Annotated in this window: 2 tRNA genes and 2 rRNA genes; all 4 read right to left on the bottom strand. The window is 49.0% G+C overall.

Annotation, left to right across the window (positions count from 1 at the left end):
• Window positions 1-734, bottom strand: a 23S ribosomal RNA gene (locus tag F8197_RS28170); the annotation flags it as partial.
• A gap of 222 nt (window positions 735-956) precedes the next feature.
• Window positions 957-1,032: transfer RNA gene (locus F8197_RS28165), tRNA-Ala, on the bottom strand.
• Between the two features lie 12 nt (window positions 1,033-1,044).
• Window positions 1,045-1,121, bottom strand: a tRNA-Ile gene (locus tag F8197_RS28160).
• Between the two features lie 80 nt (window positions 1,122-1,201).
• A 16S ribosomal RNA gene (locus tag F8197_RS28155) occupies window positions 1,202-1,316 on the bottom strand; the annotation flags it as partial.

Raw genomic sequence — 1,316 nt, 5'->3', positions numbered from 1 at the left:
GTGGGTTCGGACCTCCAGTGCGTGTTACCGCACCTTCATCCTGGCCATGAGTAGATCACTTGGTTTCGGGTCTACACCCAGCGACTATCGCCCTGTTCGGACTCGATTTCTCTACGGCTTCCCTATACGGTTAACCTTGCCACTGAATGTAAGTCGCTGACCCATTATACAAAAGGTACGCAGTCACGGAACAAGTCCGCTCCTACTGTTTGTATGCACACGGTTTCAGGATCTATTTCACTCCCCTCCCGGGGTTCTTTTCGCCTTTCCCTCACGGTACTGGTTCACTATCGGTCGATTACGAGTATTTAGCCTTGGAGGATGGTCCCCCCATATTCAGACAGGATTTCTCGTGTCCCGCCCTACTTGTCGTACGCTTAGTACCACCGGTCTGATTTCGAATACGGGACTATCACCCGCTATGGTTCCTATTTCCAGAGGATTCTTCTATCAGTCCGACTATCACGTACAGGCTCTTCCCATTTCGCTCGCCACTACTTTGGGAATCTCGGTTGATTTATTTTCCTGCAGCTACTTAGATGTTTCAGTTCGCCGCGTTCGCTTTGCATGCCTATGTATTCAGCATGCAATGACCTAAAAGGCCGGGTTTCCCCATTCGGAAATCTGCGGATCAAAGCTTGTTTGCTAGCTCCCCGCAGCTTATCGCAAGCTACTACGTCCTTCATCGCCTGTAATCGCCAAGGCATCCACCATGTGCACTTATTCACTTGTCCCTATAACGTTAGCCCCTGCGACTAAACAAGGAGCGTTTATAGGAATAAGAAGTACTACGTTGTTGCGTTTGTTGATACATACAATCATTACCCATCGCATTACGTTTTACCGTAACACGACACATAAAAATCTACTTACTTCTTCCAGATTGTTAAAGAACATACAGCACTTGGTCTCTAAAAGACCAAACCTAAATCTCACTGATTTACGTTTGAACTCTTTGGTGGAGGATGACGGGATCGAACCGACGACCCCCTGCTTGCAAAGCAGGTGCTCTCCCAGCTGAGCTAATCCCCCATTGGGTAAGACTGGTAGGGCTGGTTGGACTCGAACCAACGACCCCCGCGTTATCAACACGGTGCTCTAACCAGCTGAGCTACAGCCCCAAATGCTGTTCTTCTTAATTGACAGTCGATAAGTGTGAACGCTTGATGAGCGAGTTATTGCTAACTCAGTGCTACTCTAGAAAGGAGGTGATCCAGCCGCACCTTCCGATACGGCTACCTTGTTACGACTTCACCCCAGTCACGAATCCTACCGTGGTAAGCGCCCTCCTTGCGGTTAAGCTACCTACTTCTGGT

The sequence above is a fragment of the Duganella sp. FT27W genome (assembly GCF_009295655.1).
GTDB lineage: Bacteria > Pseudomonadota > Gammaproteobacteria > Burkholderiales > Burkholderiaceae_D > Rugamonas > Rugamonas zoogloeoides.
The sequence above is the reverse complement of the archived record's forward strand: the minus strand, read 5'-3'. Positions and strand labels throughout refer to the sequence as shown.